This is a genomic window from Klebsiella spallanzanii (genome assembly GCF_902158555.1).
Lineage (GTDB): Bacteria > Pseudomonadota > Gammaproteobacteria > Enterobacterales > Enterobacteriaceae > Klebsiella > Klebsiella spallanzanii.
The window spans coordinates 252,393-278,098 of the sequence record NZ_CABGGS010000045.1 but is presented as its reverse complement, the minus strand read 5'-3'; the positions used below and the strand labels follow the sequence as shown (position 1 = coordinate 278,098).

General features: G+C 58.3%; 21 protein-coding genes. 8 read left to right on the top strand and 13 right to left on the bottom strand.

The annotated features are described in order from the left end of the window. Nucleotides 1-147: 147 nt before the first annotated feature. From eutC to FN082_RS25935, 4 genes are all read right to left on the bottom strand, one after another. Nucleotides 148-924, bottom strand: a complete 777-nt coding sequence (eutC, locus tag FN082_RS25950) for an ethanolamine ammonia-lyase subunit EutC (RefSeq protein ID WP_142982632.1) — start codon at nt 922-924, stop codon at nt 148-150. Continuing rightward, entirely contained in the window at nt 921-2,309 is a 1,389-nt protein-coding gene (locus FN082_RS25945; RefSeq protein WP_142982631.1) for an ethanolamine ammonia-lyase subunit EutB, read from the bottom strand. Before FN082_RS25945 ends, eutC begins: the two co-directional genes overlap by 4 nt. Nucleotides 2,310-2,320: 11 nt before the next feature. Next, on the bottom strand, nt 2,321-3,700 hold the full coding sequence (gene eat / locus FN082_RS25940; protein ID WP_112214064.1) for an ethanolamine permease: 1,380 nt from the start codon (nt 3,698-3,700) through the stop codon (nt 2,321-2,323). 368 nt (nt 3,701-4,068) lie between these two features. Further along, the gene (locus FN082_RS25935; RefSeq protein WP_139541243.1) at nt 4,069-5,451 is read right to left on the bottom strand and encodes a glycoside hydrolase family 28 protein; all 1,383 of its coding nucleotides are present in this window, start codon (nt 5,449-5,451) and stop codon (nt 4,069-4,071) included. Between the two features lie 228 nt (nt 5,452-5,679). On the opposite strand from FN082_RS25935, the gene mmuP reads away from it, so the two are divergent. Both mmuP and mmuM read left to right on the top strand, forming a co-directional pair. After that, the gene (gene mmuP / locus FN082_RS25930) at nt 5,680-7,086 is read left to right on the top strand and encodes an S-methylmethionine permease (RefSeq protein WP_142464425.1); all 1,407 of its coding nucleotides are present in this window, start codon (nt 5,680-5,682) and stop codon (nt 7,084-7,086) included. Beyond that, a complete protein-coding gene (mmuM, locus tag FN082_RS25925; RefSeq protein WP_142466149.1) occupies nt 7,073-8,005 on the top strand; it encodes a homocysteine S-methyltransferase in 933 nt (310 codons plus the stop codon). The genes mmuP and mmuM overlap by 14 nt, the downstream gene beginning before the upstream one ends. Nucleotides 8,006-8,510: 505 nt before the next feature. Here mmuM and fbpC read toward each other — a convergent pair. The 6 genes from fbpC to FN082_RS25895 all read right to left on the bottom strand — a co-directional run bounded on the left by fbpC (nt 8,511) and on the right by FN082_RS25895 (nt 16,295). Further along, a complete protein-coding gene (gene fbpC / locus FN082_RS25920) occupies nt 8,511-9,548 on the bottom strand; it encodes a ferric ABC transporter ATP-binding protein (protein ID WP_142982630.1) in 1,038 nt (345 codons plus the stop codon). 11 nt (nt 9,549-9,559) lie between these two features. Then, nucleotides 9,560-11,638, bottom strand: a complete 2,079-nt coding sequence (locus FN082_RS25915; RefSeq protein ID WP_142464390.1) for an ABC transporter permease — start codon at nt 11,636-11,638, stop codon at nt 9,560-9,562. 69 nt (nt 11,639-11,707) lie between these two features. Continuing rightward, the gene (locus FN082_RS25910; RefSeq protein ID WP_139541247.1) at nt 11,708-12,739 is read right to left on the bottom strand and encodes an ABC transporter substrate-binding protein; all 1,032 of its coding nucleotides are present in this window, start codon (nt 12,737-12,739) and stop codon (nt 11,708-11,710) included. Continuing rightward, the gene (gene uhpC, locus FN082_RS25905; protein WP_268887530.1) at nt 12,739-14,064 is read right to left on the bottom strand and encodes an MFS transporter family glucose-6-phosphate receptor UhpC; all 1,326 of its coding nucleotides are present in this window, start codon (nt 14,062-14,064) and stop codon (nt 12,739-12,741) included. The genes FN082_RS25910 and uhpC overlap by 1 nt, the downstream gene beginning before the upstream one ends. A 60-nt stretch (nt 14,065-14,124) precedes the next feature. Then, nucleotides 14,125-15,666 carry an MASE1 domain-containing sensor histidine kinase gene (locus FN082_RS25900; protein WP_142464388.1) on the bottom strand — a complete coding sequence of 514 codons (1,542 nt, stop codon included), beginning with the start codon at nt 15,664-15,666 and terminating at the stop codon, nt 14,125-14,127. After that, entirely contained in the window at nt 15,666-16,295 is a 630-nt protein-coding gene (locus tag FN082_RS25895; RefSeq protein WP_139541250.1) for a response regulator transcription factor, read from the bottom strand. Before FN082_RS25895 ends, FN082_RS25900 begins: the two co-directional genes overlap by 1 nt. Before the next feature lie 252 nt (nt 16,296-16,547). Here FN082_RS25895 and tauA point away from each other — a divergent pair, with 252 nt between their 5' ends. From tauA to tauD, 4 genes are read left to right on the top strand one after another with little or no spacing between them, the layout of a single operon-like run. Continuing rightward, on the top strand, nt 16,548-17,510 hold the full coding sequence (tauA, locus tag FN082_RS25890) for a taurine ABC transporter substrate-binding protein (protein ID WP_142464386.1): 963 nt from the start codon (nt 16,548-16,550) through the stop codon (nt 17,508-17,510). A gap of 10 nt (nt 17,511-17,520) precedes the next feature. Further along, nucleotides 17,521-18,288, top strand: coding sequence for a taurine ABC transporter ATP-binding subunit (tauB, locus tag FN082_RS25885; RefSeq protein ID WP_139541446.1), 768 nt, complete (start codon nt 17,521-17,523; stop codon nt 18,286-18,288). Continuing rightward, entirely contained in the window at nt 18,285-19,112 is an 828-nt protein-coding gene (tauC, locus tag FN082_RS25880) for a taurine ABC transporter permease TauC (protein ID WP_142982628.1), read from the top strand. Before tauB ends, tauC begins: the two co-directional genes overlap by 4 nt. Continuing rightward, nucleotides 19,109-19,960, top strand: coding sequence for a taurine dioxygenase (gene tauD / locus FN082_RS25875; protein WP_142464385.1), 852 nt, complete (start codon nt 19,109-19,111; stop codon nt 19,958-19,960). The genes tauC and tauD overlap by 4 nt, the downstream gene beginning before the upstream one ends. A gap of 171 nt (nt 19,961-20,131) precedes the next feature. Here the strand turns inward: tauD and FN082_RS25870 are convergent, their stop codons facing one another. Beyond that, on the bottom strand, nt 20,132-21,850 hold the full coding sequence (locus FN082_RS25870) for a lysophospholipid acyltransferase family protein (protein ID WP_142982627.1): 1,719 nt from the start codon (nt 21,848-21,850) through the stop codon (nt 20,132-20,134). A gap of 261 nt (nt 21,851-22,111) precedes the next feature. On the opposite strand from FN082_RS25870, the gene FN082_RS25865 reads away from it, so the two are divergent. Beyond that, nucleotides 22,112-22,603, top strand: coding sequence for an REP-associated tyrosine transposase (locus tag FN082_RS25865; RefSeq protein ID WP_142982626.1), 492 nt, complete (start codon nt 22,112-22,114; stop codon nt 22,601-22,603). An 85-nt stretch (nt 22,604-22,688) separates the two neighbouring features. On the opposite strand, the gene hemB is transcribed toward FN082_RS25865, so the two are convergent. Together hemB and ampH are read right to left on the bottom strand one after the other, a co-directional pair. Further along, entirely contained in the window at nt 22,689-23,663 is a 975-nt protein-coding gene (hemB, locus tag FN082_RS25860; RefSeq protein WP_139541256.1) for a porphobilinogen synthase, read from the bottom strand. Nucleotides 23,664-23,769: 106 nt separating this feature from the next. Beyond that, on the bottom strand, nt 23,770-24,930 hold the full coding sequence (gene ampH / locus FN082_RS25855) for a D-alanyl-D-alanine-carboxypeptidase/endopeptidase AmpH (RefSeq protein WP_142464383.1): 1,161 nt from the start codon (nt 24,928-24,930) through the stop codon (nt 23,770-23,772). A 220-nt stretch (nt 24,931-25,150) separates the two neighbouring features. Between ampH and FN082_RS25845 the strand changes: the two genes are divergently transcribed. Then, the gene (locus tag FN082_RS25845) at nt 25,151-25,663 is read left to right on the top strand and encodes an isochorismatase family protein (protein ID WP_185932168.1); all 513 of its coding nucleotides are present in this window, start codon (nt 25,151-25,153) and stop codon (nt 25,661-25,663) included. Nucleotides 25,664-25,706 lie beyond the last annotated feature (43 nt).

Sequence of the window (25,706 nt, the reverse complement as noted above, 5' to 3'; positions counted from 1 at the left end):
CTATTTTGGCTACGGTGCTCGCATTTTGCCGGGTGGCGGCTGACGCCTTACCCGGCCTACAAAATTCGCAATTTCAGCACGTTCCATAATTTAATATTCAGCTGCGCCAGGAATATTAAAAATCTATTCTTCTGCTCGCGTGGCCAATTATTTTAATTGGCTCAAAGGTTTTATTTTTCCATGCAGCGCCGGGTTATCGCTTTCATCTTTCAGGCGCACCCCGGTTAGTCGCCGCAAAAATGCCTGCTCCAGTAGCCAGGCCAGCTTAAAGGCGGCGGCGTCATAGCTCAGCCCCTCCGGGCGAATATTGGAAATACAGTTGCGCTCCGACTCCAGCCGCTGACGATGTGGCTGCCAGGTCAAATAAACGCCAAGGCTATCCGGCGAAGAGAGCCCCGGCCGCTCGCCAATCAGAATCGCTACCGCTCTGGCCTTCAGCGTTTCGCCAATATCATCGCCCAGCGCGACCCGCGACTGGTGCGCGAGCACCACCGGAGCAAGGCTCAACCCAAGCGTTTCCAGATAGGGGAGAAGGGCGCGAATCAGCGGCAGCGCCTGGCGCTGCACGGCGTATGACGACAGTCCGTCGCCAATCACTATCAGCAAGTCGGCGGGACGCACGCCGCTGGCGTCCAGATCAGCGCGGCTCGCATCGTTCAGGCGTCGTCCCAGATCCGGGCGATTTAGATAAACATGCCGATCGCTGGCGGCGCTGTGGACGGTCAGCGAAGAGAGGCCCAAATCCGCCAGCGGTTGTTCTAGCTGGTCGCTGGCGAAAGGCTGGTGGATGGCGTCGCGCGCCCTGGCGTGGGCGAGGCCAAAATTGAGCACTTCTCGGGTCGGCAGGCTCGCGCCGCTACGGCCCAGCGCAATCCGCGCATCGGTAAATTCACGCAGCGGGTTCCAGGCGTCGGGAGGATTCATACCGGTTCTCCTTGCGGCAGGACGGAAAGTAGCGGATGGCGGGCATCGGTCAGACGCAGCGCGCCGTGGCGGTCAATAATCTGCATCTTCGCCAGCCAGTCGGCAAACTCCGGCGCATGTTTTAAACCCAGCAGACGGCGGGCGTAGAGGGCATCGTGAAACGAGGTGCTTTGATAGTTGAGCATAATATCGTCAGCCCCCGGTACGCCGATCAGGAAGGTCAGTCCGGCGGTGCACAACAGCGTCAGCAGGGTATCCATATCGTCCTGATCCGCTTCGGCATGGTTGGTGTAGCAGACGTCGCAGCCGATAGGTAGCCCCATCAGCTTGCCGCAGAAATGGTCTTCCAGCCCGGCGCGGATAATCTGCTTGCCATCGTAGAGATATTCCGGGCCGATAAAGCCCACTACCGTATTGACCAGCAGCGGCTCAAAATGGCGGGCAACGGCATAGGCGCGGGCTTCGCAGGTCTGCTGGTCAACGCCGTGATGGGCATTGGCGGAAAGACAGCTGCCCTGGCCGGTTTCAAAATACATCACGTTGTTGCCGAGCGTGCCGCGATTAAGGCTGAGCGCCGCTTCCCGGGCCTCCTGCAGCAGCGCCAGATTAATGCCGAAACCGCTATTGGCGGCCTCGGTCCCGGCCACCGACTGAAACACCAGATCCACCGGCGCGCCGCGTTCGATCAGCTGTAAGGTGTTGGTGACGTGGGTCAAAATGCACGACTGGGTGGGGATAGCGAAGCGCTGAATAATATCGTCGAGCATATGGTTAAGCTGCGCCAGAACCGGCAGGCTGTCGCTGGCCGGATTAATACCGATCACCGCATCCCCCGCGCCGTACAGCAGGCCGTCGAGCATACTGGCGGCGATCCCTTTCATATCATCGGTGGGGTGATTCGGCTGCAGGCGCACGCTGAGATGCCCCGGCAGGCCAATCGTGTTGCGAAAACGCGTGACGACCCGGCATTTGCTGGCGGCGAGGATCAGATCCTGGTTACGCATCAACTTGCTGACCGCCGCTGCCATCTCCGGGGTGATCGCCCTTGCGACCTGGCGCAGCGCTGCCTCGTCGGTGGCGTCGTCGAGCAGCCAGTCGCGAAAATCGCCGACCGTCAGATGGCGAATCGCCGCGAAGCCCAGGCTGTCGTGGGTATCGAGTATCAGTCGGGTCACTTCATCCTGCTCGTAGGGAATCAGCGGATTAGCGAGAATTTCCGTCAATGGCACCTCCGCCAGCGCCATTTTAGCCGCCATCCGCTCTTCGGCGGACTCGGCGATGACCCCTGCCAGCGCGTCACCGGAACGCGCCGGGGAGGCTTTCGCCATCAGTGTCTTCAGACTATCAAAACGCCATACCTGGCCCGATAGCGTGGTTTTATACATGTGTCGACTCCTCAGGAGACCGTGCGCAGTTGCGGATCCATCGCCGCGCGTTGGCGGGCACCTGCGGTCTTGCGAAACCACAGATAGCCGCCGAGCATCATGGCGGCGAAAATCAGCGCCAGCAGCGGGTTGTACCAGACCATCGCCACCAGGCAGAGTACCGCCATCGCCAGGGCAAAGGCGGGTGCCAAGGGATAGAGCGGCGCGCGGAACGGGCGAATCAGCTTCGGCTCGCTGCGGCGCAGTTTAAACAGCGCCGCCATCGAGGTGATATACATAACAATAGCGCCAAATACCGACATCGTGACGATACAAGCGGTCAGCGGCATCCCGCTAATGGTGATCAGCGAATCAGAGAAGATGGCGGCGATACCGACCACGCCGCCAGCGAGGATCGCCAGATGCGGGGTGCGGGTACGGCGGTTCAGCGTCGCCAGGCTGGCGGGAAGATAGCCCGCACGCGCCAGGGAGTAAATCTGCCGTGAGTAGCCCATGATAATCCCGTGGAACGACGCCACCAGGCCGAACAGCCCCAGCCACACCAGCATATGTAGCCAACCGCTGCTGTTGCCAACCACCATTTTCATCGCCTGCGGCAGCGGGTCGTTGATATTGGACAGCGTCCGCCAGTCGCCGACGCCCCCGGCAAAGACCATCACGCCAATCGCCAGTACGGTCAGGGTCAGAATGCCGCCACCCAGCGCCCGGGGAATGGTGCGCTGCGGGTCTTTAGCCTCTTCGGCGGCCATCGATGCGCCTTCAATCGCCAGAAAGAACCAGATAGCAAACGGGATCGCGGCAAACATGCCCGGCAGCGCCAGGCCGCTGAAGCTCTCCGCGCCCGCCCAGCCGTTAGCGGTAAAGTGGCTCCAGGAGAAGCCCGGCGCAACCACGCCCATAAACACCAGCAGCTCGAAGATGGCCAGCAGGGTGACCACCAGCTCAAAGGTGGCGGCAATGCCGACGCCGAGAATATTCAGCGTCATAAATATGAGGTAAGCGCCGCAGGCTACCCATTTCGGGTCCAGCGCCGGAAACTGCACGTTAAGGTAGGCGCCGATGGCCATGGCAATGGCGGGCGGGGCAAAGACAAACTCAATCAGGGTCGCAAAACCGGCAATAAAGCCGCCGGTCGGGCCAAAAGCGCGGTAGGCGTAGGCAAAAGGCCCGCCTGCATGTGGAATAGCGGTGGTCAGCTCGGTAAAGCTAAAAATAAAGGCGCAGTACATGGCGGCAATCGCCAGCGCGACAATCATAAAGCCCAGCGTCCCGGCCTGGGACCAGCCGTAGCTCCAGCCGAAATACTCCCCGGAAATAACCAGCCCAACGGCAATCCCCCATAAGCGGAAACTGCCGAGCGTTCTTTTTAGCGTTGTGGTTTGCTCTGTCATTGTCGATGCCTCGCCAGATAATGTTATCCAGATGACTGCAAAGAGAGTGCCAGGTCATACCACTTATAAACGCTGTGGTTTAAGAACCTATCCCATTAGGGCTATCTTATTTGCCAGTTTGGCCCTGGGCAGTGCTCAGACAACACTCACAGAGTGTTGAACGCCCTTCAGGGCGGCCCGCAGGGGGAGCGTAGCGAATCATCCTCACGTACTACGTGTACGCTCCGGTTCTTGCGCGCTGTCCGTGTCCAAACTGCCTGCAACGATTACGCCTACTGGGATAGGCTCTAAGCCAGTGACGATCAAAAAAAGGGCAGACCACACCCGGCGGGAGAGTCGCCGTGGTGCAGCTGCCCGCAAATGTGGCGTTACTGGTGAACGATGGCCCCCGCGTCTTTTTGAATCGCCGGGCCTTCTTTCACCTGCAGATTAAGCCCTTTGGTCTCCAGCTCGGCATTACGAATGCGCAGGCCGTGGGCGGCTTCGATATTGACGTTGGTAAAATGGAAACCGCTCAGCGGCGCTTCCGGGGTGCCGATAATGTAGGCTGCCGCTTTGCTGGCACCAGTCGAAGTTAAGTTCTCAACGGTGATATTGCTGAAGTGCGGGGTCTTGTATTTGTCGAACGGCTGTTTCGGATCGCTGTCCGGCGGATAGATCTGCTCGCCGAGGGTAAAACCGCCCGCCTGCAGCAGCTTATCGACTTCAGCCTGCACAATCGGCGCGGCTTTGTAATAGGCGGAGAAGACCAGCGGGACTTCGACGTTATGCATTTTGGTATTGCGATATACGATGTTTTTCACCTCGCCGCCCTTACCGCGCGGGCTTTTAATGCGGATGCCGTACATCGAACCTTCAAAGGTATTATTTTCCACCAGCACGTTGTTCACGCCACCGGCGCTCTCGCTGCCGATGGAGATCCCTCGCCCCTGCTTCAGGGTGTTATTGGCGATATAGATATTATCCACCACGCCGTTCGGGAAGCGTGAGTCGGCTTTCTCGGCCTTAATGGCGATATGGTCGTCGTTGCAGTCGATATAGTTATTGGTAATGCGGATATTCTGGCTATCGATAGGGTCGATGGCGTCGGTATTCGGCGCATGCCACGGTGAGAGTATGCGCGTTCCGTTGATATCGACATCGTGCGCGTAGCGGGTGACTACGTGGAAGCTGGGTGAATGGGTGAGGGTCACGCCGTCAATCAGCACGTTGCTGGAACGGGTGATGTAAATCAGCCGTGGCCGATCGGTGCCGCCTTTTTTGCCTGTCGCGCGGATATTCTCACGCCAGCGCTCCCACCACACCGCACCCTGACCGTCGATGGTACCTTCGCCGACGATAGCCACGTTTTGCGCATCAGCAATGCTGATAAACGGTAGCCAGCCGTTTTCCGCTTCGGCGTATTTAGTTTTGTCATCGCCACGGTAAGCGGTCACTTCGGTTGAGGCCACCAGGGTGGCGTCTTTCTCCAGCTTGAGCTGAATATTGCTCTTCAGGAACAGCGGGTTGGTCAGAAAGTTACCTTTCGGCACCAGTACCGTCCCGCCTCCGGCGGCGGCGCAGTCATCAATCGCCTTTTGAATCGCGTCGGTATTGAGCGCGATTTGTAGCCGATGGCCTTCAGCGCCGTACTGAGTAATGTTGCAGACTTTATCGGGAAACTTAACCGAGGTGGCGGCCTGCGCGGCGTGCAGCGGCAAAATGCCGACAGCTACAGCAGCGGCCCACAGAGGTAAGGTGCGGGTTGACATAGAATTATCCTTTTATGGTTTGTTGTTTTGTAAAATTAGCACCATTGTTTTGATTTTGTGGGTGCGGCGATCACGGTTTGCAATTTGTCGGTATTCTGCCCATACGCGGCATTGATGATTTGGGCGGATGCATAGATGGTGAATGAGGTCGCTTTGCAATTTGACGGTGGGCACGGTATAACGAACCTTCATTTGGATGTTTAGATGTCCATACGCTTAGAAGGTAATATGCAGACAACACAACAACAAGGTGGGCAGCTCAAGCGCACCATGAAGACTCGTCACCTGATTATGCTGTCGCTGGGTGGCGTTATTGGCACAGGGCTATTTTTTAATACCGGCTATATCATCTCCACCACCGGCGCGGCGGGGACGCTGCTGGCCTACCTGATTGGCGCGCTGGTGGTCTGGCTGGTGATGCAGTGTCTGGGCGAGCTCTCCGTAGCGATGCCGGAAACCGGCGCGTTTCACGTCTACGCTGCGCGTTATCTTGGCCCGGCAACGGGATATACCGTGGCGTGGCTGTACTGGCTAACGTGGACGGTGGCGCTGGGTTCCAGCTTTACCGCCGCCGGATTCTGTATGCAGTACTGGTTCCCGCAGGTGCCGGTATGGATCTGGTGCGTAGTGTTCTGCGTGGTGATTTTCGCCCTCAACGTGATTTCTACCCGCTTCTTTGCCGAAGGTGAATTCTGGTTCTCGCTGGTGAAAGTGGTCACCATCATCGCTTTTATTATTCTTGGTGGGGCGGCTATCTTCGGCATTATTCCGATGCAGGATGGTTCGCCTGCGCCTGGGCTTTCGAATATTACCGCCGAGGGCTGGTTCCCGCACGGCGGTCTGCCGATCCTGATGACCATGGTGGCGGTAAACTTTGCCTTCTCCGGCACCGAGCTTATCGGCATCGCGGCGGGGGAAACGGAAAATCCGCATAAAGTCATTCCGGTGGCTATTCGTACCACTATCGCCCGACTGATTATCTTTTTTATCGGCACCGTCTTCGTGCTGGCGGCGCTGATCCCGATGCAGCAGGCGGGAGTGGAGAAAAGCCCGTTTGTGCTGGTGTTTGAAAAAGTCGGCATTCCTTACGCCGCAGATATTTTTAACTTCGTGATCCTGACGGCGATTCTGTCGGCGGCTAACTCCGGGCTTTACGCCTCCGGGCGGATGCTGTGGTCGCTGTCTAATGAAAAAACGCTACCGGCCTGTTTTACCAAATTAACCAAAAACGGCGTACCGCTGACGGCGATTTCGGTGAGCATGCTCGGTGGAGTACTGGCACTGTTCTCCAGCGTCGTGGCCCCGGACACGGTGTTTGTCGCGCTGTCGGCGATCTCCGGTTTTGCGGTGGTGGCGGTATGGCTGAGCATCTGCGCCTCGCATTTTATGTTCCGCCGTCGCCACATTCAGCAGGGGAAAGCGCTAAGCGAGTTGCACTATCGCGCGCCGTGGTATCCGTTGGTGCCGGTGCTGGGATTTGTTCTGTGTCTGGTGGCCTGCGTGGGGCTGGCGTTTGACCCGAGTCAGAGGATTGCGCTGTGGTGCGGGATCCCGTTCGTGGCACTGTGTTATGGTGCGTATTATCTGACTCGTTCACGGAAACTCACCCAGGAGCCTCAACATGTCGCAGAATAATCCGTTAACCGCCATCCTTGACGTACAGCCCTTTGTCCTGCTGGACGGCGCAATGGCGACGGAGCTGGAAGCGCGCGGCTGTAACCTTGCCGATAGCCTGTGGTCGGCGAAAGTGCTGGTCGACAATCCGGAGCTTATCCGTGAGGTCCACCTCGACTACTTCCGCGCTGGCGCGCAGGTGGCGATCACCGCCAGCTATCAGGCCACTCCGGCGGGGTTTGCCGCCCGTGGGCTGGATGAAGCGCAGTCGAAAGCGCTGATTGGTAAAAGCGTAGAGCTGGCCCGCAAAGCACGTGAAGCGTATCTTGCCGAAAACCCGCTGGCGGGCACGCTGCTGGTGGCCGGTTCTGTTGGGCCGTACGGCGCATATCTGGCGGATGGTTCGGAGTATCGCGGCGATTACGTCCGCAGTCACGAAGCGTTTCAGGCGTTCCACCGTCCGCGCGTAGAAGCGCTGCTTGACGCCGGGGCCGATCTGCTGGCCTGTGAAACCCTGCCGAATTTTGCCGAAATCAAGGCGCTGGCTGAACTGCTAACCGCGTATCCACGCGCGCGGGCGTGGTTCTCGTTTACCCTGCGCGATGCGCAGCATCTCAGCGACGGCACGCCGCTGCGGGAAGTGGTTGCCGTGTTGGCAGACTACCCGCAGGTGGTGGCGATGGGAATTAACTGTATCGCCCTGGAAAATACCACCGCCGCGCTGGAGCATCTGCATAGCCTGACGGCGCTGCCGCTGGTGGTTTATCCGAACTCCGGCGAGCACTATGACCCAGAAACCAAGACCTGGCACCATCACGGCGAAGCGTGCGCCACGCTGGCGGGGTATTTACCCCAGTGGCTGGCGGCGGGCGCGAAGCTGATTGGCGGCTGCTGTCGGACGACGCCGAAGGATATTGCTGAACTGAACGCGCAGCGCTGAGGATTAACTCCCTCGCCCATTAGGAAGAGGGAGAAAACCGGCCTACCCAGCGCAGAGGAGCGATCCCCTCGCCCCTTTGGGGAGAGGGTCAGGGTGAGGGGAGTATGTGCGGCCTGATGCCCTCACCCCGGCCCTCTCCCACAGGGAGAGGGAGAAAACCGGCCTACCCAGCGCAGAGGAGCGATCCCCTCGCCCCTTTGGGGAGAGGGTTAGGGTGAGGGGAGCATGTGCGGGCTGATGCCCTCACCCCGGCCCTCTCCCACAGGGAGAGGGAGAAAACTGACCTGCCCAGCGCAGAGGATTGATCCCTTCGCCCTTTGGGGAGAGGGTTAGGGTGAGAGGGGAATGTGCGGGCTGATGCCCTCACCCCGGCCCTCTCCCACAGGGAGAGGGAGAAAACCGGCCTACCCAGCGCAAAGGATTGATCCCCTAGCCCCTTTGGGGAGAGGGAGCAAACACTAAAAAAGGCAGCTGAGCTGCCTTTTTGCTTTTACCTTACTTTTACCTAGGATAAAACAAACATCCCGTACGGGTGGATTTCGAGGTAATACTGCTCGCCGACATCCGGTTGCAGCCGCGTCGCATTCACCTGCAATAAGATTTCCTGTTCGTGCCACTCCACTGTCACCTCATACTGCGGCCCCATATAGGCCACGTGGCGAATCACGCAGCGCTGGCTCTCCTCGCCGCGATCGCTGAGCGTGATCGCCTCCGGACGTACGCCGACGGTGCCTTCGCCCTGGACGGCGAAATGCAGCGGTCTTGGCAGCCGATAGCCATAAATATCGACAAAATCCTCGCTGAAGGCGGCCGGGAACAGGTTGGCATCGCCCATAAAGCTCGCCATAAAGCGCGAGGCGGGCTGACGGTAAAGATCCTGCGGCGAGCCGATCTGCATGATATGCCCCTTGTTCATTACCAGCACGGTATCGGAAACCGCAAAGGCTTCGCTCTGATCGTGGGTGACGTACAGCGAGGTGATATCAAACTGCTTTTGCAGCTCGCGGATCTTATCGCGCATGCTACGCCGCAGGTTGGCGTCGAGGTTACTTAGCGGCTCATCAAACAGCAGCACCTTCGGCTTGAGGATCAGGGCGCGCGCCAGCGCCACGCGCTGCTGCTGGCCACCGGAGATCTGATCGACATAGCGGTCCTCGAATCCTTCCAGATCCACCATTGCCAGCGCTTCTTTCACCCGTGTCTTCACGTCGCTGCGCGACACGCCAAGCATCTTCAGGCCGTAGCCGACGTTGTCCCCCAGCGACATATGCGGGAACAGGGCGTAAGACTGAAACACCATGCAGATATCGCGCTGTTGAATAGAGCGATGAGTGACGTCTTCGCCATCAATGAAAATCTGTCCTTCGCTCGGTTTTTCCAGTCCGGCCACCAGGCGCAGAATGGTCGTCTTGCCGCAACCGGAAGGGCCGAGCAGGGTCACCATTTGCCCCTGCGGGATGGTGAGATTGATATTATCGATAACCGTATTGCTGCCGAATCGCTTAGTGACGTTGCGCAGCTCAACAAAATTTTTCTGGCTCATAGTGCGCTCCATTACGCCTGGTTTTTGGCTTTTGAACGGGAGATACGTGCTTCCCCGATCAGCCAGTCAAAGATGAAAATAATCGCCAGCATCACCACGATCAGAATCGAACCGTAGGCGATCGCCACGCCGTATTCGCCGTCTTCCACGCGGTTGAGGATGTAGGCCGTCGCTACGCGAGTATCCGGCGTGACGAGGAACACAATGGCGCTGACGGTGGTAATGGCGCGCACAAAGCTGTAGATCAGCGCCGAGAGGATCGCCGGGCGCAGCAGCGGCAGCAGAATATGCGTAATGGTGCGTAAGCTTCCGGCGCGCAGGCTGAGCGACGCTTCGTCCAGCGACTTGTCGATCTGCCCCAGACCGGCGATCCCGGCGCGAATGCCCACCGGTACGTTACGCATCACCATCGAGATAATGACGATGGCGGCGGTGCCGGTGAGGTACACCGGCGCGCTATTAAAGGCGAGGATGTACGACACGCCCGCCACGGTGCCCGGTACCGCGAAGCACAGCATGGTGGTGAACTCGATGGTCTTTTTACCTTTAAACTGCTGGCGCACCACGATCCACGCGATCAGTAGTCCGAACGCGGCGGTGATCGGCGCGGCAATCCCGGCGTACAGCAGGGTGTCGAGCAGCGAAGGCCACGCCCCGTCGCTCATTCCCTGGCCGAACAGCTTGATAAAGTTATCCAGCGTCAGGGTGTAATCCACGCCCCAGTTGACGGTGAAGCTGCCGTAGAAAATGCTGCCGTAGAGCAGGGCGTTAAAGGCGATCCACACCGCCAGAATAGCGATCACGCTCCATACCAGGGTCACCGGCAGCGGCTGGACGTCGCCGCGATAGGACTTACCGGAAACGGTGACGTAAGAGCGCTTGCCGATCCACATATACTGAATGCAGAACACCAGCAGCGAGAACAGCAGCAGGAACGCGCCGAGCGTGCTCGCCGCCTGATAATCGAGTTGCGAACCGGTGATGTAGAAGTAGATCTGCGTCGCCAGCACGTCAAAGTTGCCGCCGAGCACCAGCGGGTTGCTGAAGTCGGCCAGCGACTGGACGATGACGATTAAAAACGCGTTCGCCAGCGCGGGTTTCAGCAGCGGAACGAAGACGCCGTTAAAGGTCTGCCAGCGGCTGGCGCGCAGGGTGTACGATGCCTCTTCCAGCGACGGGTGAATAGTTTTGATCGCCCCGTCGAGGATCATAAACGCCATCGGGGTGAATGCCAGCACCTGCGCCAGCCAGATACCGGTAAACCCGTACAGCCAGTTGGTGTTGGTCAGCCCGAACCAGTCGACCATCAGTTCGGTAATGTAGCCGGAGCGCCCCATCATCAGCGTCACGCCCAGACCGACGACAAACGGCGGGGTCACAATCGGCAGAATGGAGAAGATGCGGCCAATAATCGCGCTGCGTTTAGCGATGCGGGTGGTGTAAATCGCCAGTACCAGACCAAAGAAGGTGCAGCCAACGCCCACCGCCATCGACAGGGCGATGGAGTTGAGGATCACCTGGACGATATGCGCCTGCGACAGCACGGCCATAAACGCCAGCGGGGCAAACTCGCCGGCGTCGTTGGTGAACATCGGGATGAAAATAGCGATGCTCGGCCAGACGATAAATACGCCGATTAACGCCACGATGGTGACCAGCGAACCAATGACAAAGCGGTCGCCGCCCAGCCATTCCAGGCGGGTGAGCGCCAGGGTCATGATGGCCCCCAGCGCCACAAATAGCACGATGGTGGCGTAGCCTAACCCGCGGCCTTCCACGGTGGCGCTGATGACGATAAACGCCATACACAAAAACGCCCAGCCAGCGTCGAGATAATGGCGGCTGCGCTGCTCGCGCCTGGCTTCCTGCCATGGACGAATCAGCAGCAGGCTCGGCAGCAAATACCACAACCAACTGATGTTGAACTGTGACCAGCCGTAGGCCGCGAGAATTTCATCGCTCGTGGACTCCAGCAGACCGTAATCAAGGCTCCAGCTCGGCAGCAGGGCGAATGCCAGCCAGCCGAACAAAACCCAAAGGAATATCGCATCCCGTTTTTTCACGGGATGGAGTGCAAGTGTGTGTGACATAGCGGTTCCGGTATTGTAGGCCGGGTAAGGCGTTGATGCCGCCACCCGGCAAATGAACGCAATGTGGGCTTATTTACCCATCTTCACTTCGCTAACCCATTTATTGATTAGCGCTTTACGCACATCGGTAGAGCCGTATTTATCCATGTCGTAATTGATGAGCTTCAGGTCGTCGAGCTTCAGCGAGTTCGGCGAGGTTTCGGCGGTGGTGTTAGTCAGGATCTGATAGGACTTGCCTTTCTTCCACGCCAGCTCCTGGGCATCTTTCGACAGCACCCAGTCGACAAACAGTTTGGCGTTGTCGAGGTTGCGTGCGCCTTTCAGGATGCTGACGCCGCCAATTTCATAGCCGGTGCCTTCGCACGGCGAGATCAGCTCCAGCGGCGCGCCCTGTTCTTTTTCCAGCGAGTAGTCGTGCAGGAAGCCGATACCAATAGCCGTTTCACCGCGCGCGGCGTTACGCGCCGGAGCGATGCCGGATTTGGTGTACTGGGAGACGTTAGCGTTGAGCTGCTTCAGATAATCAAAGGCCTGATCGTCCCCCCACAGCTGGGCGAAGGTGGCCAGCGCGGTGTAGGCGGTGCCGGAACTTTGCGGATCGGCAATCTGGATTTCGCCTTTATATTCCGGTTTGGTCAGATCTTTCCAGCATTTTGGCACCGGCAGATTCTTCTCTTTCAGGCGCTGGGTGTTCACGCCAAAGCCGAGGATGCCGACGTACACCGCCGAGGAGTAGTTGCCTTTCAGCTTCGCTGGATCGCGGAACTGCTCCATTACCTGCTCAAGGTTCGGTGATTTATAGGGTTGCAGCAGGCCCATTTCACCGGCCTGGGATTGCGGGTCGAGGGTACCGCCGTACCAGACGTCCGCCTGCGGGTTTTTCTTCTCCGCATCGACCTTCGCCAGCGTGCTGCCGGAGCCGTTGCGAATAAACGACGTTTTCACGTCATATTTTTCGCCGAAGGCTTTGGTTTCGGCTTCACACATTTCGTTGGTGGCGCTGCAGTAGACCACCAGTCGACCTTTGGCCTGCGCCGCGCCGCTTAACGTCGCCAGCGCAATGCCGGAAGCAATCAGGGTAGTGACCAGAGTTTTTTTCATTATTTGATCCTTTGAGCAGGAGAGGTAGTAATGCTCGCCATCAGCAGCGGCATCAGCAATAAACCCATCAGGACTGCGGCGACCGAGAGCAAACTGAACATACCCGACCAGCCGTAGCGTTCAATGACCAGCGACAGAGGCCAGCCCGCCAGCGCGGCCCCCAGATAGGCGAACAGGCCGAGAAAACCGGTGATTGAGCCCGCCGCCGCTTTGTGTCCGCACTCCACCGCCGCGAGGCCAATCAGCATTTGCGGGCCAAAAACGAAGAAGCCCACCGTAAAGAAACAGACCGCCAGTAGCGCGTAGTGATGCACCGGAGCGAGCCAGAGCGCGGCGACGGAAACCATCAGCCCTAGCGTGAACAGCAAAATCATCGGCGCCCGCTGGCCGCTGAACAGCAGATCCGAACCCCAACCGGCGAACAGCGCGCCGAGCAGGCCGCCCGCTTCAAATAGCATCACCGTGGCGTTGGCGCTGAGCAGATTCACGCCGTGGCTCTCCGTCAGCCAGATGTTGCCCCAGTCGTTAAGTGCGATGCGGATCAGATAGACCAGCACGTAAGAGATGGCCAGCAGCCAAATCATCGGGTTCTTCAGCATCGTGGTGCGTAGCATCTGCCACAGCCCCATCGGTGGGCTTTGCTGCTCCTGACGCAGCTCCAGCGGGTCGTTACGCCATGTGCCCACCGACGGCAATCCCTCTTCCTGGGGCGTTCCTTTCAGCTGTAGCGTTAACCAGATGCCTAATGCCATGCTGATAATCCCCGGTGCCAGCATCGCCGCCTGCCAGCCCCACCAGTGGGCGGCAAAGGCGCTAATCAGCGGGATAATCGCTCCGCCGATATTGATAGACATATTCCAGCAGCCCCACCAGAAGCCGCGTTCGTTGCGCGAATACCAATGGGTTAGCAACCGGGCGCAGGGAGGCCATCCCCAGCCCTGAAAAAATCCGTTCAGCGCCCAGACCGCCAGCAGCAGCGTCAGCGATTCGCCGAAGGCGAACACCACGTTTAACAGGCCGGTGGCGAACAGGCCAACGCCCATAAACCAGCGCTGTCCGTGGCTGTCGTGCCACAGTCCGGCAGTAAACTTCGACAGACCGTAGGTGAGGTAAAACAGCGACCCCAGCAGGCCGATATCGCCTTTATCCAGACCGAGATCCGTTTGCAGCGCTGGCAGCACGTAGTTGACGCTTTTGCGCGTCAGGTAAAACGCGGCATACCCGATGATCATGCACATCAGCAGTTGTGGACGTAGCGTCCGGTATTGTTGATTGATGTCGGTTGCTGAGCGTGCGTGCATAGCCGTCTCCGTTTTGCTGACTATAAGAAAGTGAAATCGAAAGGGGATGAGAGAAAGTCCGTAGTGGCTAAGACTTTTTCCTGGTTAGCAGGTTGTTTGTTGCAAATTTGTGGGCAGGTTAACAATTACCCGCGTCCCATGCTGCGACTCCAGCGTTAGCTCGCCGCCCAGGGCGCTGACGCGTTCGCGCATCCCCTGGATGCCAAATCCGGCAATTTTGTCGGCGCTGATACCGACGCCGTTATCCCTGACTTCCAGGCGCAACGACTTTCCCTGCTCAAGCAAGGTAATGGCAACCTCGCTGGCCTCGGCGTGCTTGCAAACGTTATTGAGCAGCTCCTGCAGCAGCCGATAGAGGGTAAAGCGTACCGTTTCGCTCTCCGGGGTGGCGCTAAGCTGATAGTCAAAGCGGCAGCAGATACCGCGCTCGGCGAAGGCAAATTCATTAAGCAGATGGTGCAGCGCCTCTTTAAACGACAGTTCATCGAGGGCCGGAGGGCGCAGCTGGCGCAGAAGCTGGCGGGTAGAGTGGTGAATACGGCGGGCGAGATCGTTAATCTGGCTGGCGGCGGCCTGGGTTTGCGCCGGATCGCGTGCGCGTTTTACTAACTGCGACTGGATCTGGATGGCGGTGATGTTCTGACCGATTTCATCATGCAGTTCGCGGGCGAGGCTTTTGCGCGTGTCCTCTTCGGTATGGATCAGCTTTTCGGTCAGCGCCCGACGCGCCGCCAGCTCCGCCTCCAGCCGCTGGCGATAGTGGTGCAGGTTTTGCGCCAGATGCTGCTGGCGGCTGATGGCAATCCCCAGACCGATGCCGAGCAGCGCCTGAGTTGCCAGAAAGATCTCCAGTTCAACCAGATTGTTGAACCCCACACCCACCTGGCGGGCAATAGTGATCATCATGCTACCCAGCAGGCCGGAGAGCACGCCGCCCTGCCAGCCAAACTTCCATGCCATCACCACGTTGGGCAGAAAGACGACGATCAGCAGCAGGCGTTCAATTTCCGGCGACAACACCATCTGGGTGCCGATACCGATAATAAAAAACAGGCTGCACCAGATAATTAGCGAGGTGCGCAGCGGCGGATTGGTCGTATCCAGACCCAGCAGATGATAGCGGTGCTGCTGGCGCAGGAATTCAAAAATCAGATAGACAAACGGCGTCAGCAGCACGCCGCCGGTAAACGAGGCCAGGCCGAGCATCATTGCCGGGCTTTTCACAAACGGCGAGAGCAGCGCGGTGTTGAGTAATGCGCTGACGCTGACCGTGGCCAGCAGCAGCGTCAGCCGCTGCCAGTAAAGAGGAAAACGGTGCCAGAACTGTTGCGCCAGACCGGCGGGGAGCAGGCTAATCAGCGGCGCGGCCAGCAAGGTATAACCGTTCAGCAACTGTTCGCTGTGCAGCCAGAACAGCATCAGCATGGGGGGGAGCACCAGCGCGGGCCAGTAGCGGCGGGAAAGCAGGATCAGCAGCGCCAGATAGACGCCGTGCGGCAGAAACAGCGCCGCCTGCTGGCCGTTATGGGTCAGGTAAAACCCAAGCGTCCACAGCATCAGCCAGCCGCTTCCCCAGGCCAGCACGATGAACAGCGAAATGACCCAATGACGAAGGCTGCGCGACATTAATGCCCTGCCAGCAGCTGGTGGTCGAGAGCGAAGTGCACCAGCTCAATCGTGCTCTGGCATTGCAGCTTGCCCAACACGTTGGCGCGATGGACGTGTACCGTCTTGTGGCTGAGGTCGAGCTTGAAGGCGATTTCCTTGACGCTGTCGCCTTTGACCAGCAAATCAAACACTTCGCGTTCACGCGGGGTGAGCACTTCCAGCACCTGCGCCGGTTTTGCGCCGCCGCGCAGCGCCCGTAGCGCATCGGCGCACAGGTAGTGTCCGCCCATCCCGACGGAACGTACCGCCTGCACCAGCTCTTCCGGGCCGCAGCGTTTAGTGAGATAACCGCTGGCCCCGGCATCGAGCGCGCTCTGCACAAAGGTGGGTGCGTCATAAATGCTCAGAATAATGGCGCGAAATTGCGGCTTTTGCGCGCGCAGGCGCTTGAGCAGGCTCAGGCCGTTTTCATCCGGCATGGCGATATCCATCACCGCCACGTTGACGTCATCGTGCAATAGCGTCGGCCAGGCTTCCGCCGCGCTGCTAAACTGGCCAACGACGTTGAGGTCTTCTTCGAGGCTGAGCAACTGTGCAAAACCGGAACGCACCACCACATGGTCATCGACCAGCACCACTCGAATCATGTTTCTACTCTCTTCGCGGATCATGGCCCTATGATGCCTGCCGCCGCTGCGCTGGCAATCGTTGGGGTGTGGATATGTAACGAATGTAACGAAATTGCAATAAAAGTGCGGTGGTGGTTTTTGTGAAGATTAACTAACTATTGCCGCTTTTTATCTAAAAACACTTTGTTCTTAGCAAGATGTTTTAATTCCTTTATCAAATTCAGGCGCAACGAAATACTGCCCCCATAACAAGACAGGGGAGCAGACAACATGGTTTTTTCATCGCGTATCACACTTATTGCCGCGCTGGCATTCACTGCATTCCAGGCGCAGGCGGTTAACGTCACCGTGGCATATCAGACCTCCGCTGAACCGGCGAAAGTCGCCCAGGCGGACAACACCTTTGCCAAAGAGAGCGGGGCCACCGTCGACTGGCGCAAGTTTGACAGCGGCGCGAGCATCGTGCGGGCGCTGGCTTCCGGTGACGTACAAATCGGCAACCTCGGCTCCAGCCCGCTGGCGGTCGCCGCCACTCAACAGGTACCGATTGAAGTCTTCCTGCTGGCCTCAAAACTCGGTAACTCCGAAGCGCTGGTGGTGAAGAAGAACATCACCAAACCAGAGGACCTGATCGGCAAACGTATCGCCGTCCCCTTTATCTCCACGACCCACTACAGCCTGCTGTCGGCGCTCAAGCACTGGGGTATCAAGCCGGGGCAGGTGCAGATCCTCAACCTGCAACCACCAGCGATCATTGCCGCCTGGCAGCGCGGCGATATTGACGGTGCCTACGTCTGGGCTCCGGCGGTTAACGCGCTGGAGAAAGACGGTACGGTGCTGACCGACTCGTCGCAGGTGGGGGAGTGGGGTGCGCCGACGCTGGATGTCTGGGTGGTACGTAAAGATTTTGCCGAAAAGCATCCTGACATTGTCAAAGCCTTCGCCAAAAGCGCCATCGACGCCCAGCAGCCCTATATCGCCAACCCTGACGAGTGGCTGAAGCAGCCGGAAAACATCAGCAAGCTGGCGCGCTTAAGCGGCGTACCGGAAGCCGACGTACCGGGTCTGGTCAAGGGCAATACCTACCTGACCGCTGCCCAGCAGGCGCAGGAGCTGAACGGTCCGGTCAATAAAGCCATTATCGATACCGCGAAGTTCCTGAAAGAGCAGGGCAAAGTACCTGCCGCCGGCAGCGACTATAGCCAGTATGTGACCGACCGTTTTGTGAAATAAGGAGGTCATGATGCTGCACATCTCGCACCTTTCTGCCGACTACGGCGGCAAACCGGCGCTGGCGGATATCAACCTGACGCTGGACAGCGGCGAACTGCTGGTGGTTCTTGGCCCTTCCGGCTGCGGTAAAACCACGCTGCTGAACCTGATTGCCGGATTCGTGCCTTATCAGCACGGCAGCATCACCCTTGAAGGACAGCGGGTTGAAGGGCCGGGGGCCGATCGCGGTGTGGTATTTCAGCACGAAGGGCTGCTGCCGTGGCGCAACGTGCAGGATAACGTCGCGCTCGGGTTGCAACTGGCGGGCGTCGACAAAACGCAGCGCCGGGCAACCGCTGCGCAGATGTTGAAAAAAGTCGGCCTTGAAGGAGCGGAAAAGCGCTTTATCTGGCAGCTCTCCGGCGGTCAGCGGCAGCGGGTAGGGATTGCCCGCGCGCTGGCGGCCAATCCGCAGCTGCTGCTTCTCGACGAGCCGTTTGGTGCGCTGGATGCCTTTACCCGCGAGCAGATGCAAACCCTGCTGCTCAATCTGTGGCATGAGAGCGGCAAGAAGGTGCTGCTGATTACTCACGATATCGAAGAAGCGGTGTTTATGGCCACCGAACTGGTGCTGCTCTCGCCGGGGCCTGGCCGCGTTCTTGAACGTCTGCCGCTCGATTTTGGCCGCCGCTTTGTTGCCGGAGAATCCTGCCGCAGCATCAAATCGGACCCGAAATTTATCGAACAGCGTGAATACGTCCTCAGCCGGGTATTTGAACAACGGGAGGCTTTCTCATGAGTATCGTCATTAACGACAAACCGCGTCAGCGGGCGCTGAAGTGGCGCTGGCCGTTCTCGCGCCAGTTCACCCTGAGCGTGGCAACCCTGGCGGTGCTGCTGGTTATCTGGTGGGCCGTCGCTGCTTTACAGCTGATTAGCCCGCTGTTTCTGCCGCCACCGGGGCAAGTATTGCAGAAGCTGATTACCATCGCCGGGCCGCAGGGCTTTATGGATGCCACTCTCTGGCAGCATCTGGCGGCGAGCCTGACGCGTATCGTGATCGCGCTGCTGGCGGCGGTGCTGCTCGGCGTGCCGGTAGGGATCGCCATGGGGCTGAGCCCAACGGTACGTGGGATCCTCGATCCGCTGATCGAGCTTTATCGTCCGGTACCGCCGCTGGCTTATTTACCGCTGATGGTTATCTGGTTTGGCATCGGCGAGACCTCAAAGATCCTGCTGATCTACCTGGCGATATTCGCGCCGGTGGCGATGTCGGCGCTGGCGGGTGTCAAAAGCGCCCAGCAGGTACGCATTCGCGCCGCGCAATCCTTAGGGGCCAGCAAAGCACAGGTGCTGTGGCTGGTGATCCTGCCCGGCGCGCTGCCGGAAATTCTGACCGGCCTGCGCATCGGGCTTGGCGTCGGCTGGTCAACGCTGGTGGCCGCAGAGCTGATTGCCGCTACCCGCGGCTTAGGTTTTATGGTGCAGTCCGCCGGTGAATTCCTCGCCACCGATGTGGTGCTGGCCGGGATCGCGGTGATTGCGATCATCGCCTTTTTACTGGAACTGGGCCTGCGCGCGCTGCAGCGTCGCCTGACCCCCTGGCATGGAGAAGTACAATGAGTGAACGTTTAAGCATTACCCCGCTGGGGCCATACATTGGCGCGCAGGTATCCGGCGTCGACATGACCCGCCCGCTGAGCGATAACCAGTTCGAGCAGCTGTATCACGCGGTGCTGCGCCATCAGGTGGTGTTCCTGCGCGAGCAGAATATTACCCCCGAGCAGCAGCGCAATCTCGCCCTGCGCTTTGGCGACCTGCATATTCACCCGGTCTATCCGCACGCTCCCGGCGTTGATGAAATTATCGTTCTTGATACCCACGACGATAATCCGCCGGATAACGATAACTGGCACACCGATGTTACCTTTATTGAAACGCCGCCCGCCGGGGCGATTCTGGCGGCAAAAGAGCTGCCGTCTACCGGCGGCGATACCCTGTGGACCAGCGGCATTGCCGCGTATGAGGCGCTCTCCGAACCTTTTCGTCAGTTGCTAAGCGGCCTGCGCGCGGAGCATGATTTTCGTAAATCGTTCCAGGAGTATAAATATCGCAAAACCGCAGAGGAGCATCAGCGCTGGCTTGAGGCGGTGGCGAAGAACCCACCGCTGCTGCATCCGGTGGTGCGAACCCATCCGGTAACCGGCAAGCAGGCGCTGTTTGTCAACGAGGGTTTTACCACCCGTATCGTCGATGTGACGGAGAAGGAGAGCGAGGCGCTGCTGAGCTTCCTGTTTGCCCACGTCACCAAACCGGAATTCCAGGTGCGCTGGCGCTGGCAGCCTAACGATGTGGCGATTTGGGATAACCGCGTTACCCAGCATTACGCCAACGCCGATTATCTGCCGCAGCGGCGAATTATGCACCGCGCAACGATCCTCGGGGATAAGCCGTATTACCGGGCGGGGTAATTCCTGTCGCCTGGCTAAGGCATCCGCCGCGAGCCGTAGAGAAAATCGGAAGCTGCATTGCGCGCGGCTTCCCGGAGGCGATGCTGCGCATCTGTCCGGGCTACCGGCCCGCAGAAAGCTGTAAACCCGTAGCCCGGACAGGCGCAGCGCGCCGCCTCCGGGAAAAGGTTTTTATGCCGATTTTTGCACGTCCAGATGCACGCCAATATAGCGCTGATATCGATTCGCCTTCAGATAGGTCAAATCTACCAGCACCAGACCATCGACGCAGTTATTGAAATCCGGGTCGCTGCCGAAATCGATAAACTGTACGCCGCCCGGTTCGCACACTTCCGAGTACTGCTTATACAGCGGCGGGATCGCGCAGCCGAGATTGCCAAGCAGGGACTTCAGTCGGGCCAGATCGTCGTTGTAATCCTCGCCGCCAAACTGCGCCAATACGTCCGGCAGCGAGGCCGGATAAGGACGACGCGACTCCGCCAGCGGATGCGTCGCCGGGAACCACAGCCGGTAAAATGCCACCAGCAGATCCCGCGCGGCAGGTGGTAACCCGCCGGAAATGGATACCGGACCGAACAGATAGCGATAGTGCGGATAGCGCGCCAGATACGCGCCGATGCCGGACCACAAATAGTCCAGACCGCGACGGCCCCAGTAGCGCGGCTGGATAAAGCTGCGCCCCAGCTCAATGCCGTGCTGAAGAATATCGTCCATGCGTTCGTCGTAATGGAACAGGCTGGAGCTGTAAATCCCTTCCAGTCCACGTTTTTCCAGCTGTATTGCCGTCGGCATAAAGCGGTATGCACCGACGATCTCGAGATCTTCTTCATCCCACAAAATCAGGTGCAGATAGTCATCGTCGTAACCGTCTACGTCGCGACGTTTACCGCTACCTTCACCGACCGCGCGAAAGGCAATTTCCCGCAGACGACCCAGTTCGCGCAGTACCGGGGCATCTTCCTGACCGTGGCGCTGCCAGAGATAAATCACTTTACCATCCGCCGTGCGCCCCAGCGTTTCTGCCTTGCTGAGCTCGCGCTTGAGCAGGGCGCGGTCTTCGGGGCGTGCGATAGCGCTTTCGGTTTTGAACACGCCCGGAAGTCCTTTTCCTAGCTGTTCCAGGTGATGGTAGCAGCGCTCGGTCAGCTCACGCGAAGAGCTTTGTGGATCGCACCAGGTTGACCAGGCTATCTGTTGGCCGATATTCACCGGCAGGCTGCTGTTGCGGCGGCGGAACATTTGCTGCATTAGCAGGAGCAGCGGAAGGTTGTCCGAAACCAGCGTGCTGGCGTAAAACAGCGCGCTGTTGTGTGCGCGGATCCATGCCGGGAGCAGCGGGGCGCGGTATTTGGCCGCTAGTTTAATAAATCCAGAGTGCCATTTTTTATCGCGGATCCCGCGGCGGGTCAGGCGTGACACCTCGCCCGCCGGGAAGAAAATCAGCACGCCGCCGTTTTGCAACTGCTGATCCATCTGCTGTAGGGCTGCTTTGGCGGTGCGGCCATTAATGTTATCGACCGGAATAAACAGCGAGCTCAGCGGCTCAAGGTGGGTCAGCATACGGTTGGTGACCACTTTGACATCGCGGCGCACGCGGGAGACGGCGTAGAGCAGCGCCAGACCGTCAAGCGTACCGGTAGGGTGGTTGGCAATAATGACCAGCGGGCCATGTTCGGGGATCTGTTCGAGATCGTGCGCCGGGATGGCACAGCGGATATTGAGATGTTCGAGCACCTGTTCGACCGTATCCAGTCCTTTCAGGTGATGATGACGTGCTGCAAACTGTTGAAACTCTTCCTCATGCAGGAGCTTTTTCAGCACCTTTTTCTGCCAGGGAGCTGGCTTTGCCTGAGGCCACAGGTCATCGAGTACATTATCGAGACTAAACATGGTGGCACCTCCTCCGTCCTGCCCAGACAGTAGAAGGCGCAGATGTCGCTCAGATTACAGTTGAGTGAAGATTTGGGGGGGGGCGAGCTGCGGGGGGCAGGAGCAGGTAGCCCGGACAGGCGCGCAGCGCCGCCTCCGGGAAGGCTATATGTGAAAAAGTTGCGAGCGCTTTTCCAGATTGATGTCCAGTTCATTGCCTTCTAACCTCGCCCTCTTTTAACCTGGTGGAACAGGCAAAAAATCTTTGGCAGGGGGCATCCGATGGTCGATTATCGTCGTCATTACATTAATGGAGGGACTTGGTTTTTCACCGTCAATTTACGCGACAGAGAGAGTCGGTTTCTGGTTCAGCGTATTGATGCATTACGCCAGGCGGTGGCAATAGTCCGCAAACAGAAACCTTTTCATATTGATGCCTGGGTTGTGCTCCCCGAACACCTTCATTGCGTCTGGACCTTACCTGGCAACGACAGCGATTTTCCATCGCGCTGGCGATCAATTAAAAAGCATTTTTCAGGTTTAACAGGCGCGCAAAACGTGTGGCAACCAAGGTATTGGGAACACGCCATTCGTAACCAAGAGGACTATCGTAGCCATGTTGATTACATTTATATCAATCCGGTTAAGCACGGGTGGGTAAGGCAGGTACGGGATTGGCCCTATTCAACCTTTCATCGCGATGTAAGTCGTAGTTTGTATCCTGTTGATTGGGGTGGGGAGGTGAAGGAATTATTATGCGGCGAGCGTCGTTAAGGTGACTTTCCCGGAGGCGGTGCTGCGCACCTGTCCGGGCTACGGGCTCACAGATAGCTGTGAGCCCGTAGCCCGGGGACCTGAATTAACGCAGGATTTTCTTTTCGGCCAGATCGAGAGCGAAGTAGCTGAAGATCAGATCCGCACCGGCGCGTTTGATAGCGCCAAGGCTTTCCAGCACTACTTTCTCTTCATCGATAGCACCGGCCTGGGCAGCGAATTTAATCATCGCATATTCACCACTCACCTGGTAAGCGCCCAGCGGCAAGTTGGTGCGCTCGCGCAGGTCGCGCAGAATATCGAGGTACGGACCGGCCGGTTTGACCATCAGGCAGTCGGCGCCCTGGGCTTCGTCCAGCAGCGATTCGCGAATCGCTTCACGGCGGTTCATCGGGCTCATCTGATAGGTTTTACGGTCGCCTTTCAGCGCGGTACCCGCGGCTTCACGGAACGGACCGTAGAACGAAGAAGCGAACTTGGTGGAGTAGGACATAATCGCCGTATCGGTAAATCCGGCAGCGTCCAGCGCCTGGCGAATCGCCTGTACCTGGCCGTCCATTGCGGCGGAAGGGGCGATAAAATCCGCGCCTGCGGCAGCGGCAACCACCGCCTGCTTGCCGAGGTTTTCCAGGGTTTTGTCGTTATCAACGCCGTGATCGCAAAGCACGCCGCAGTGGCCGTGTGAGGTGTATTCGCAGAAGCAGGTATCGGACATCACGATCATCTCCGGCACCGCTTGTTTGCAGATGCGGGACATGCGCGCCACCAGACCGTTTTCGTTCCAGGTATCGCTACCAACGGCATCGGTGTGATGAGAAATGCCGAAGGTCATCACCGAACGGATGCCGGCGTTGGCAATGCGCTCAATCTCGCGCGCCAGGTGTCTTTCCGGAATACGCATCACGCCGGGCATGGCTTCGATGGCTTTGTAATCGTCGATTTCTTCTTCAACAAAGATCGGCAACACCAGGTCGTTCAAACTCAGTGTTGTCTCTTCAAACATGGCACGTAGCGAAGCGGACTTGCGCAGGCGGCGTGGGCGAGTGATTAAATCTGTCATGGTTTGCCTGATTTTGTGAAATGAAAAAAGCTAGTTTACCTGAATTGGCGGCGGGATGTTTCGCCAAAACGATCCTTATCTATCATCGGCAAAACACCCCAAAAGCTTACTGGCTGGCGGTCTCAATCGCGGGACGAACGCCGCTTAATTCGCTGACCAGCTCGTTAATCCCATCGCTCATATTGTTGAAACGCGTCAACGGCGAGCGGGTCACCACCACAAAGGCGCCGACGTTAGCCTGCGGGTTCATCGCCATATAGGTGATAAAACCGCCGCCGCCGCCGGTCTTCTGAATAATACCCGGCTGGCCGTTTTTCGGCTTCATGTAGACCCAACCGAGGCCCAGCGCATCGGCTTTGCCCGGCACGTCCATCCCGATCACCTTCGTTAGCTGACTGCGCTGATAAATCAGCGTCTGCATCCGGTCCGCCTGCTGCCCGCGAGTGAAGAAATCGGAGGAGAGGAACTGCTGCATCCAGCGCATCATATCGCCTGGCGTTGAATACACGCCGCCGCTGCCGATAGCCGCGAGGGTATTGTTGCACGGGCTGGCCCCTTTCTCCGGGATCATCAGCCGTCGGCATTGATCGGGGGAAGGCGTAAAGGTGGTGTCTTTCATTCCCAGAGGACGGGTAATTTGCTCTTCAAACAGTTGCGGATAAGGCTTACCTGCAGCGGTAGAGAGGGCATCGGCCAGCAAATCGAACGCCAGATTAGAATAGGCTGCTTGCGAACCCGGTGCGGTTTTTAACGTCGCCGTGGATAGCCAGTTCCAGCGCTGCTGGCGCGTTGGCCAGACGAACACCGGACGATGCGCCGCGCCGCCGGGCTGTTCACGCGGCAGGGCGCTGGTATGGGTCGCCAGATTCACCAACGTGATGGGCGCCCCCTGGTAAGTGGGAACTCGAGCGCCCGGCGGGGCATATTTGCTCAGCGGGTCGTTAAGCTTAACGACGCCCTGGTCGAGAAGTTTTACCAGCATTTCGCTGGTCATCAGCTTGCTCAGGGAGGCAATACGAATCACCGAGTCGAGCTGCGGATGCTCATTATTGCCAGGGCGCGTTTCGCCGAAGCTGCGGAACACGCGCTGGTTACCATCGATAACCACTAGCGCCATGCCGGTCGCGCCGCTGCCATAGAAAATATGATTGGCGTAACGGTCGACAACATCAGCAGCAAATTCCGGGTCGACGCTCGGCTGCGCGGCCTGGACTGATGACCACGACGCTGCGCACAGCGCAGCAAAAATGAGCAGACTACGTTTCAACGGGGGCATCCATCATTGTGAAGAAAAATATAGAGCGTATTTATACTACGAAGCGACGCTGAGCAAAGCGGGAATAACGCGAATCTGTGCGGAAAAACGTAACCTGGCGTAAAAAATCCTTTTTTTGCTTTCGGATAGCGGCATTCGCCTGCGGGCGCGTATGATGATCGTTTTGGCTAATAGTGGGTAGTAAGAGACGATGGCAGCGAAACGTGTGGTCATGGTAGTGGATATGCAAAACGGCGTTTTCGCGACGCCGCGAATTGAGCGCGAGCGCTGCGCGGCGCAAATTAACCGCCTGATAAACGCTGCGGATACCGTAATCTTCATCCAGCACTGCGAAGCGGGCGGTCTGGAAGAGGGAAGCGAAGGTTTTGATTTGCTACCTGAACTTGAGCAACCCGCTGGCGCGCTGTACGTAACCAAGACCGCTTGCGATGCCTTTTACCACACTCGTCTGGAAGAGGTGCTGCGCGAACATCACATCACCCAGTTTGTAATTTGCGGCTGCGCTACCGACTACTGTGTCGATACCACCATTAAAAACGGCGCCAGCCGTGGCTATGCCATTACCGTCGCGGAAGATGCCCACACTACCGCCAACCGTCCAGCGGCACCGGCCGCCACGCTGATCGCCCACTACAACGATGTGTGGCGTACGCTGACGGTTCCCGGCAATCCTTTACACGTGAAACTCACAGAAACAATTCTTAGCGGATGGCAGGCGAACTAAGCTGCTGATATCCGGTCTCATCATCCGCCCACTTTGCTTCGCT

Excerpts from the sequence above, each read along its gene's own strand:
- tauB (WP_139541446.1), top strand. The coding sequence starts at position 17,521 with ATGCTGCACATCTCGCACCTTTCTGCCGACTACGGCGGCAAACCGGCG.
- FN082_RS25915 (WP_142464390.1), bottom strand. The coding sequence starts at position 11,638 with ATGTCACACACACTTGCACTCCATCCCGTGAAAAAACGGGATGCGATA.
- FN082_RS25865 (WP_142982626.1), top strand. The coding sequence starts at position 22,112 with ATGGTCGATTATCGTCGTCATTACATTAATGGAGGGACTTGGTTTTTC.
- FN082_RS25935 (WP_139541243.1), bottom strand. The coding sequence starts at position 5,451 with ATGTCAACCCGCACCTTACCTCTGTGGGCCGCTGCTGTAGCTGTCGGC.
- FN082_RS25845 (WP_185932168.1), top strand. The coding sequence starts at position 25,151 with ATGGTAGTGGATATGCAAAACGGCGTTTTCGCGACGCCGCGAATTGAG.
- tauD (WP_142464385.1), top strand. The coding sequence starts at position 19,109 with ATGAGTGAACGTTTAAGCATTACCCCGCTGGGGCCATACATTGGCGCG.
- FN082_RS25900 (WP_142464388.1), bottom strand. The coding sequence starts at position 15,666 with ATGTCGCGCAGCCTTCGTCATTGGGTCATTTCGCTGTTCATCGTGCTG.
- fbpC (WP_142982630.1), bottom strand. The coding sequence starts at position 9,548 with ATGAGCCAGAAAAATTTTGTTGAGCTGCGCAACGTCACTAAGCGATTC.
- FN082_RS25895 (WP_139541250.1), bottom strand. The coding sequence starts at position 16,295 with ATGATTCGAGTGGTGCTGGTCGATGACCATGTGGTGGTGCGTTCCGGT.
- mmuM (WP_142466149.1), top strand. The coding sequence starts at position 7,073 with ATGTCGCAGAATAATCCGTTAACCGCCATCCTTGACGTACAGCCCTTT.
- tauC (WP_142982628.1), top strand. The coding sequence starts at position 18,285 with ATGAGTATCGTCATTAACGACAAACCGCGTCAGCGGGCGCTGAAGTGG.
- eat (WP_112214064.1), bottom strand. The coding sequence starts at position 3,700 with ATGACAGAGCAAACCACAACGCTAAAAAGAACGCTCGGCAGTTTCCGC.
- FN082_RS25910 (WP_139541247.1), bottom strand. The coding sequence starts at position 12,739 with ATGAAAAAAACTCTGGTCACTACCCTGATTGCTTCCGGCATTGCGCTG.
- eutC (WP_142982632.1), bottom strand. The coding sequence starts at position 924 with ATGAATCCTCCCGACGCCTGGAACCCGCTGCGTGAATTTACCGATGCG.
- hemB (WP_139541256.1), bottom strand. The coding sequence starts at position 23,663 with ATGACAGATTTAATCACTCGCCCACGCCGCCTGCGCAAGTCCGCTTCG.
- FN082_RS25870 (WP_142982627.1), bottom strand. The coding sequence starts at position 21,850 with ATGTTTAGTCTCGATAATGTACTCGATGACCTGTGGCCTCAGGCAAAG.
- FN082_RS25945 (WP_142982631.1), bottom strand. The coding sequence starts at position 2,309 with ATGTATAAAACCACGCTATCGGGCCAGGTATGGCGTTTTGATAGTCTG.
- tauA (WP_142464386.1), top strand. The coding sequence starts at position 16,548 with ATGGTTTTTTCATCGCGTATCACACTTATTGCCGCGCTGGCATTCACT.
- mmuP (WP_142464425.1), top strand. The coding sequence starts at position 5,680 with ATGCAGACAACACAACAACAAGGTGGGCAGCTCAAGCGCACCATGAAG.